Annotated in this window: 5 protein-coding genes and 7 pseudogenes; 5 read left to right on the forward strand and 7 right to left on the reverse strand. The window is 57.4% G+C overall.

Annotated elements, in window-relative coordinates; genetic code table 11:
* Positions 1 to 347 precede the first annotated feature (347 nt).
* The 4 genes and pseudogenes from YA0848_RS06100 to tnpA form a co-directional block, all read right to left on the reverse strand.
* A pseudogene (locus tag YA0848_RS06100) lies at positions 348 to 926 on the reverse strand (plasmid pRiA4b ORF-3 family protein).
* 3 nt (positions 927 to 929) lie between these two features.
* A pseudogene (tnpC, locus tag YA0848_RS06105) lies at positions 930 to 2,431 on the reverse strand (IS66 family transposase).
* Between the two features lie 37 nt (positions 2,432 to 2,468).
* Positions 2,469 to 2,894: an IS66 family insertion sequence element accessory protein TnpB gene (gene tnpB, locus YA0848_RS06110; protein ID WP_442967192.1), complete on the reverse strand. Its 426-nt coding sequence runs from the start codon at positions 2,892 to 2,894 to the stop codon at positions 2,469 to 2,471.
* Positions 2,809 to 3,186, reverse strand: coding sequence for an IS66-like element accessory protein TnpA (tnpA, locus tag YA0848_RS06115; RefSeq protein ID WP_160300880.1), 378 nt, complete (start codon positions 3,184 to 3,186; stop codon positions 2,809 to 2,811). Before tnpA ends, tnpB begins: the two co-directional genes overlap by 86 nt.
* A 56-nt stretch (positions 3,187 to 3,242) precedes the next feature.
* Between tnpA and YA0848_RS06120 the strand changes: the two are divergent.
* The 4 genes and pseudogenes from YA0848_RS06120 to YA0848_RS06130 all read left to right on the forward strand — a co-directional run.
* Positions 3,243 to 3,650: pseudogene (locus YA0848_RS06120) on the forward strand (glycoside hydrolase family 19 protein); the annotation flags it as partial.
* The gene (locus YA0848_RS36370) at positions 3,647 to 3,775 is read left to right on the forward strand and encodes a hypothetical protein (protein ID WP_268794927.1); all 129 of its coding nucleotides are present in this window, start codon (positions 3,647 to 3,649) and stop codon (positions 3,773 to 3,775) included. The pseudogene YA0848_RS06120 and the gene YA0848_RS36370, both read left to right, overlap by 4 nt.
* Positions 3,747 to 4,040 carry a DUF2514 family protein gene (locus YA0848_RS06125; RefSeq protein WP_232925044.1) on the forward strand — a complete coding sequence of 98 codons (294 nt, stop codon included), beginning with the start codon at positions 3,747 to 3,749 and terminating at the stop codon, positions 4,038 to 4,040. Before YA0848_RS36370 ends, YA0848_RS06125 begins: the two co-directional genes overlap by 29 nt.
* Positions 4,041 to 4,053: 13 nt before the next feature.
* Positions 4,054 to 4,167 (forward strand): annotated as a pseudogene (locus tag YA0848_RS06130) (IS5/IS1182 family transposase); the annotation flags it as partial.
* Between the two features lies 1 nt (position 4,168).
* On the opposite strand, the pseudogene YA0848_RS06135 reads toward YA0848_RS06130, so the two are convergent.
* Positions 4,169 to 4,264: pseudogene (locus tag YA0848_RS06135) on the reverse strand (IS5/IS1182 family transposase); the annotation flags it as partial.
* Between the two features lie 154 nt (positions 4,265 to 4,418).
* Here YA0848_RS06135 and YA0848_RS06140 point away from each other — a divergent pair.
* A pseudogene (locus YA0848_RS06140) lies at positions 4,419 to 5,773 on the forward strand (IS1182 family transposase).
* Between the two features lie 134 nt (positions 5,774 to 5,907).
* Here the strand turns inward: YA0848_RS06140 and YA0848_RS36610 are convergent.
* Positions 5,908 to 6,771 (reverse strand): methyl-accepting chemotaxis protein, encoded by an 864-nt coding sequence (locus YA0848_RS36610; protein ID WP_442967193.1) that lies wholly within the window; start codon positions 6,769 to 6,771, stop codon positions 5,908 to 5,910.
* A pseudogene (locus YA0848_RS36615) lies at positions 6,766 to 7,524 on the reverse strand (MCP four helix bundle domain-containing protein); the annotation flags it as partial. The pseudogene YA0848_RS36615 and the gene YA0848_RS36610, both read right to left, overlap by 6 nt.
* Positions 7,525 to 7,707: the final 183 nt, after the last annotated feature.

Here is a 7,707-nt window from a genome sequence, read left to right on the forward strand (position 1 = left end):
TTGAATCCTTAACGATGCGTCATCGGACGGTTTGCTTTCGCTCATCTTCTCAACACGTACCTGACGCCGTTATCGGCGCCTTTTCCACAGTAGCTCACCACTACGCCTTTTGAACGCAGCAGCACTGGGTGGTTTGAAGCCGGCTCCTGCAAGCAGACTCCGGGAGGCCTACTCCCATCTTTAATACAGCACCGCTGGCTTATGCCTGCGTTCGTGACACACCCCAATAGAGAATTTTCACCCGGTTGCGCGCCCGGTTGAGGAAGACAAACAACACCGGATCGAACACCGCGACTTTGATATCCAGTCGACCAATGGTAAGCGTCCGAACTACACCGTCTTGCAACTCAAATCTTGATCCTCTTAAACCACTGATTCACGCGCTCGCAGTCAAATGCCGCCGGCTCAAATATTTCACCCTACCAACCCACCATGTCGTCGTGTTCTGGATGCTTGGGGTCTGCCATGGCCTCTAGAAAATCCTCGTAACCCGGCACCCCACCTACGTCTTCCGGCGGGCAAGCATTGGCACCTTCAATGCAATACGGCAGTTGAGGGGCTGTGATGGCAGGTAGCCTTTTCTCGACTTTGATTCGGTGATCCCAGCTGTCACCAAAGTCGTAGAGATAGTCAAGCGTCTTTTTACCGAACAGCGCTTTGACCAATGTCTTGCGAGCTTCTGGATTCACCGGCGGCCCCCAGCCATCAGAATCGGGAATCCCGTATTTTTCACCTGCTATTTCAAACTCATGCAGATGACTGTCGCTCCAGCCCATCACGACCTGAATCACGTGATGCAGCTTGCCCAAGGTAATGTTTTCAGGGACTACGAAACGACGCCAGATCGTCGGTGTGATCCACTTCAGCTCAATGTGCAACAGCAAGAGATCAGGTGCAGGCTTGGGTAGGCTGACAGTTTTAACCATGGATCAGGCGGCCTCGCAGAGGTCAGTGTGGTTCAAGGAAATATTCCAGGGCAGCAGTTCGCCCACCCGGTTAACTGGATGTTCGACGATGTGCTCAAGCACGTAGGTCAGATAGGCCTGAGGATTTAACCCGTTTAGCTTGGCGGTACCCACCAGGCTGTAGATCGCCGCCGCTCGTTCTCCTCCCGCATCGGACTCGGCAAACAGGTAATTTTTGCGACCCAATGCGACGGCGCGCAATGCGCGTTCGGCGGCATTGTTGTCGATTTCGATCCGGCCATCATCGCAGTAGCGCGTCAGCGCCTGCCACCGATTGAGGGCATGGAGGATCGCACCGCCCAATGCAGATTTTTTCGATACTTGAGTCAGCGTCTGGTTAAGCCATGCGTGCAGTTGTTCCAGCAGCGGACTGGCCCGGCTTTGCCGAACCACTTTTCGTTGGTCGGGCGGTTGCCCTCGAATCTCGCTCTCGATGGCATACAGGGCCGTAATCCGTTGTAGCGCCTCGCCGGCAAGTGGCGAAGCCTGGTCTTTGTAAACATCGTAAAACTTGCGCCGGGCGTGAGCCCAGCACGCAGCTTCCTCAATAGTGCCTGTCGCATACAGTTGAGCAAAACCGGCGTAGCCGTCAGACTGCGAGATCCCGCTAAAGCCCTTGAGATGAGCGCGGGGATGTTGCCCCTTGCGATCCGGCGAGTAGGCAAACCAAACCGCAGCCGGTGTCGAGTCACCCGCAGGTCGGTCGTCCCGTACGTCCATAGGCGAGCCGTTTTTGTCTTGCGGTTTCCCGGTGCGAGCACGCCAATCGGCGTGTCGTCGGCATGGACTTTGTGGCCGCTCATGACGTGGTGCTCAAGGGCGTTGATCAGTGGCCTGAGCAACTGACTGCTCTGGCCGACCCAGTCGGCCAGGGTTTAACGCTCCAGATCCACGCCCTCACGGGCGTAGATCTCGGACTGCCGATACAATGGCAAATGATCGACAAACTTGGAGACCAGCACATGGGCCAACAACCCCGGCCCTGCAAGGCTTCGGGCTATCGGACGACTCGGCGCCGGCACCTGGGCAATGTGCTCGCAGCAGCGGCAAACCCACTTCGGACGAACACGGCGAATGACTTTGAAACGTGCCGGAACGTACTCTAGCACTTCGGACACATCCTCACCCAAATAGCGAAGCTTCCCACCGCAGCCCGAGCATTGCGACTCGGGCTGATGCACGTGAGTTTCGCGAGGCAGGTGTTCGGGCAATGGTTTGCGGCGCGGAACTGCGCGAGGTGCTGGTTCGACTGGCGGTGGCATTTCGGCTTGGCTGACTTGCAGCTCTTCAAGGCTCAACTGGAGCTGATTGATCATCGCGTCCAGTTGCTCGGAGCTGCGACCGAACTGCATACGACGCAGCCTGGCGATCATCATTTTCAAGCGCTCAATCTCTGCCCGCTGGGCAGAGACCAGAGTCTTCAAGGCTTGAAGATCGTTCGGCAGGGAGTCGGTCGCGAGGGTCATGAACGCATGTTACTGGGGTTTTTTTCAGCGCGGCAAGTCAGACCGCGAGGACGGGTGCTGTACGAATTGGCCTGCGCCAATCAATGCCTTCCAACAGCATCGACAACTGCGCAGCCGTTAGCGATACGCTGCCGCGGGTTGCTTGTGGCCAGACGAAGCGCCCTTGTTCCAGCCGTTTGCAAAACAGACACAAGCCGTCGCCATCCCACCACAACAGCTTGATCCGGTCACCGCGTCGTCCGCGAAAGGCGAAGATCTGACCGGAGAACGGGTCGGCTTCCAGCTGTGTCTGCACCAGTGCCGCTAACCGTCGAAGCCACGACGCATGTCGGTGACGCCTGCGGCGATCCAGATACGGGTTCCAGCGGGCGGGGCAATCATCGCAATAGCTGCTGCAAGACGAATTGCAGCGACTGCGGATCGGGTGCGCCCGTGATACGCAGCTTGGCTTTTCCGACCTCAACTGCGATCTCGGAATGACACTCCGCCTGTGGCTGGAGGACTTGTGGCAGATCGATTGGCGCCTCAATCAACTGGACGGGCAAAAGCGTTGCGCTCTGGCTGACGGCGCCGAATAACCCTTGCTGATATTGATGCCGCCAGCGAAAAACCAGGTTGGCATTGACGTCATGTTCGCGAGCAATCAACGACACCGAAGCTCCCGGCTGGAAGGTGGCTTCGACGACTTGGCGTTTAAAGTCCAACGAAAAGTTGGGGCGACGACCGGCTCGACGGGCTGGGGCAACTGTATCCAAGACAGTGTCCACTAAAAAATGGTGTCCACTATCTTGGCTAATTTGGAGGGTCGTCAGGAGAGGGAGCTGGCCAGACGGTTACTGTGAAGGAGCTGGGCGGTGACCAGTACCTGAGTAAGTACGATACAGGGACGCTGGCCAAGCGGCTGAGCAATACGCCAGAGGCTGACGGTGACGGGCAGAAGTACCGCGGGCGTGGCCTGATTCAGGTGACGGGCCGCGACAACTATTTTGCGTGCAGCAAGGCGCTGTTCGGCGACGACCGACTGCTTCGAACCCCTGAGCTGCTGGAGCAGGCCGAGTGGGCGTGCAAGTCGGCGGCGTGGTTCTGGAACTCGCGGAACCTGGACGCACTGGCCGACTCAGGCTCGTTCGAGATGATCACTGGGCGCATCAACGGCGGGCTGAACGGTTATGCCGAGCGCCTGACCTCCTACAGCACCGCACTGAAGGTGCTGGCATGAACGCTCTCCTGCTGCGACTCCTCCCTTATATAGCTGCGGTGCTGCTGGTGCTTGGCGCGCTGTATGGTGCCTTCCATCACGACCTTTCGGTAAAGGATGCCGAATGGGCAAGTCCGGTGGAATGACCGTAACACCCTGGACGCCAAGGCGCTGGCTGCGAACGAATCCGCCGAGCGCGCCAGAGAACAAGCCCGTCAACTCTCCATCAACAAGGCGATCCAAGATGGTCAACACACGATCGATCAAGCCACGGCTGATGCTGCCGCTGCTCGCGCTTCTGCTGACAGCCTGCGCGGGGCAGCCGCCGCCCTTGCCGCTCGAATCGCAGCCAGTCAAGCCGGCGGCCATTCCTGCACTGCCGCCACAAGCGCGGCAGCTAGGGTCTGTTGACGTTTTGAAGCAGCGCTGTCGTCAGCATAGTGCTGGTACGGAGGCCAGTGAACACTCTGGAGCCATTGGCAAAAGCCGTGTTGGCAATACAAGCAAAATCCACTTGGCAGTCAATGCGCATGCCCTCCGGTCATTCGTAGATCACGCTTGTTGTAGATGGCCTTGTGCAGCAGAATTTCCCGCAGCTTCGACCAATGCTCATCACTGAGCAGTAATCGGGGCATTGCAAACTCGTATCGACGTTGGGTCAGAGCTTCAAAATTACAAGTTTGCTCTTATATATCAATTGCTTAGCGCGAAACGGCAACAGCCCCTAGCAGCCTGTCGGACTTTCCCCCTCGCCGGTAGAATTGCGCATCGCCCCTGGACCCTGACTGTATGAGCCGCTTTCGGCCGATAAACCGCGAAACCGACTACCTGCTCCCACCGTCGGTGCAAGACTGGCTGCCCGAGTCACATTTGGCGCGCTACGTGGTGGAGGTCGTGGAGGGCCTGGATCTGTCGAAGCTGGAGCGCGCCTATGCGGGCCGCGGCAGCCTTGCCTACCATCCGGCGATGCTGCTGTCGCTGCTGATCTACGGCTATGCCACAGGCGCGTATTCAAGCCGCAAGATCGAGCGAGCCAGCTATGACTCTCTGGCGTTCCGGTTTATCGCCTGCAACCAGCATCCGGATCACGACACCCTGGCCAGCTTCCGCCGCCGTCACGGCGAGCAATTCGCCGCGACCTTTGTGCAGGTGCTGCAAATCGCACGCGATAGCCAAGTCTCGCGTTTTGGCTCGGTCAGTCTGGACGGCACCAAGATCCACGCCAATGCCTCGCGGCACAGTGCCCTGTCCTATGGCCACACCGAAAAGATCGAGGCCCAGCTTATGGCCGAAGTCCAGGAGATGCTCGACCTGGCGGAAGCGGCCGACCAGAGCGACCTCCCCGCGGGGTCAGCCTGCCCGACGAGCTCAAGCGGCGCGAAGACCGTCTGGCCGCTATCGCAGAGGCCAAGGCCAAGATCGAAGCGCGGGCCAGGGAACGCTTCGAGCGGGAGCAGGCCGAGTATCAGGCCAAGCTGGCCAAGCGCGAGGCCAGTGGCAAGAAACCCGGCGGCAAGCCGCCGAAGCCGCCGCAGGTCGGCCCGCACGCGCACGAACAGATCAATCTGACCGACGAAGACTCGCGCATCATGAAGGTGGCCGGGGGCGGCTTCGAGCAGTGCTACAACGCCCAAGCGCTGGTCGATAGCAAATCCATGCTGGTCATGGCGCCGCATGTGACCCAGGCGGGCAACGACAAGGAACAGGTCGCGCCGATGCTGGCCAAGCTCTAGGCGCTCCCCGAGGGGCTGAACCAGCCGGGGCAATTGCTGGGCGATACCGGCTACTTCAGTGAAAAGAACGTCGAAATCTGTCAGGCCGCCAGGATCGAGCCACTGCTTGCCGTTGGCCGGGACGCCCACCATCGGCACTGGCGCGAGCGCGAGCCGGCAGCGCTGGAGGAGCCGGCCAGCCCGGTCGAGCACATGAAGCACCGACTCAAGACCAAGGCCGGGCGCGCGACCTATGCACTGCGCAAGCAGACGGTGGAGCCGGTATTCGGGATCACCAAGTCGGTGATGGGTTTCCGCCAGTTCCTGCTGCGCGGGCTGGCGAATGTCCAGAACGAATGGACCTTGGTGTGCCTGGCGTGGAACTTGAAACGCATGGCCGCGTTGCGCCCGCAATCCGTCCACTATGCGTGAACAGAGGCCAAATCCGCTCGATTTCAGGAAACACAGGGCAATTACCGGTTAAAACCGCCTAAATAGTGAGCAATTCGCTTCGCCTTTGCCATGCTCCGCCCATTCATTAATTCAAGTCCGAAAGGCTGCTAGGGCTACATGCTAAAGCGATTGACTAGATTGTTAAGATTTGCGGACAAGCGCGCCAGCTCTTCACTGGCCTCGGAGGTCTGCTGAACACCGGCGGTACTCTGTTCAGAAATGTCACTAACAGCAACCAGGTTCCGATCGACTTCTCGCGCCACCTGGGCTTGTTCTTCTGCTGCGCTGGCAATCACTAAATTCATTCCATTTATTTCCGTGATCCGCTCGGCAATCAAGGTCAGCGCCTGATCAGCTTCACTAGACATCGTTTGACTGCGTGCAGCAAACTCGCAGCTCTGCTGCACGTCACGAACACCCTCTTGCGTCACGCTCTGAATGGCAGAAATCATTCGTTCGATTTCTTGAGTAGAGGTCTGGGTGCGTTGTGCCAAATTGCGAACTTCGTCAGCGACTACCGCAAAACCACGACCTGCCTCACCAGCATGGGCGGCCTCAATCGCAGCATTGAGGGCAAGCAATTTGGTTTGCTCGGCAATGGCACGGATCACGTCCACTACAAGACCGATGTTCGATGCTTCCTCAGCCAGGCGGAAGACGGTTCTGGTGGTTTCATTAAGCTTGCTGCTGAGCTGATCGATAATCTCGCGGGTTAGCACAACCTGTTTGCGCCCCACGTCTGCCAGATCCATCGCTTCGTGTGATGTATTGGATGTGCGGTTGGCATTTTCTGCGACTTCATCCACTGCAGCGGACATTTCGGTTACTGCCGTGGCCGCCATTTGTATCTCATCATTTTGCCGGTGGATACCCTGAGCTGTGCTCTCGGTGATCGTCTGAAGTTCTTCAGCAGCAGCTGCCAATTGAGTCGCCGAGCCTTGAATATCCTGTAAGGTATTGCGAAGATTAGCCTGCATCGCCTGCACCGACCGCTGCACGTCGGTAACCTCATTGCGACCGCTCACTTGAATCGACTGGCTCAGATCGCCAAGAGCTACACGAGCCGCTGCATCCTTAAGGGTTGTCAAAGGATGGATGATGCTACGTATAAGCCTCATGGCGAAGACACTACCGCAAATTAGTATTCCCAAGAGCAGCAGCGCTAACATGGTGCGGGAAGAGTCATACAGGACAACGGAGGCGTCATAGACACGCTTTGATTCCTCCACTTGGATTTGGGTCAGATGGCTGAGCCCCTCCGAAAGCGGATCAATCAAAGGATACATTTCATTTTCGACAAAGGTGTCGAGTGCCGCTTTGTCACCACGTTCCAAAATGCCTTTCAAACGTTCAATAGGTTCTTGAGCCGCATCAACAAGCTTGGCCAGTGCGTCTACTGAACGTTGCTCCTCATCGATCATTTGGGTCTTTTGGTAGGCGGGCCATAGGGTGTCGATCTGCCGTTCGGCTTCTTTCACCTCATCCTCGGCTTGGGCGTAGGTCATGCGGCCGCTGCGCGCCTTGTGGCTGCTATCGACGATTTTCACTGCATACAGGTCGGCGATGGTTTTCAGGTCACGTAACGGAACGACTCGATCTAGATAGACCGTATTCAGGCTTGCCACCCCTCTCTGAAGAGCAATGAATCCCATCAACTCGATAGTTATGAAGCCGATAAACATAGCGCCGACTAGCATTAAAAGTCGGGTTCGAATAGTGAATTGCTGCATGAGTGTGATCCTATTCCGTAAGGCTGCTAGGTCTGTTGATGTTACAAGCTAACCCATTGATAAAAAGCCAACTCAAATTGTGATGTTCTCAAACCGAAACAAAACGAGTTTGCAATGCCCCGATTACTGCTCAGCGATGAGCTCTGGTCGAAGCTAGGGAGACGCTGAACAATTAACCCGTTC

The organism is Pseudomonas sp. S4_EA_1b (genome assembly GCF_016307435.1).
GTDB lineage: Bacteria > Pseudomonadota > Gammaproteobacteria > Pseudomonadales > Pseudomonadaceae > Aquipseudomonas > Aquipseudomonas rhodesiae.